1 protein-coding gene is annotated in these 279 nt (G+C 39.1%); it reads left to right on the top strand.

Annotated features, from left to right (window positions below; genetic code table 11):
• A partial coding sequence (locus tag HMPREF2613_RS06345; RefSeq protein ID WP_186822078.1) for a mucin-binding protein occupies positions 1 to 279 on the top strand: 279 nt, incomplete at both ends.

The raw sequence follows: 279 nt of genomic DNA, 5'->3' as shown, positions 1-279 counted from the left end.
GAACACCAAAAACAGTAACACAAGAAGCTAAATTTACACGTGAAGCTAAGGTCAACTTAGTAACAGGTGAAGTGACTTACGGAGATTGGACTCCAGCTCAAGACTTAGCTGAAGTTAAATCACCAGTAGTTAAAGGATACTTAGCTGACAAAGCAAGTGTACCAACTACAAAAGTAACTGCGGATTCAAAAGATGCTACAGAAGTAGTAACCTACAAACCAATCGGTTCATGGATTCCAAATATTCCAGGTCAACCAACAACTCCAATCAAGTATCCAA

It is taken from the genome of Streptococcus sp. HMSC070B10, assembly GCF_001808665.1.
Lineage (GTDB): Bacteria > Bacillota > Bacilli > Lactobacillales > Streptococcaceae > Streptococcus.
This window is presented reverse-complemented; position numbering and strand designations above follow the sequence as displayed.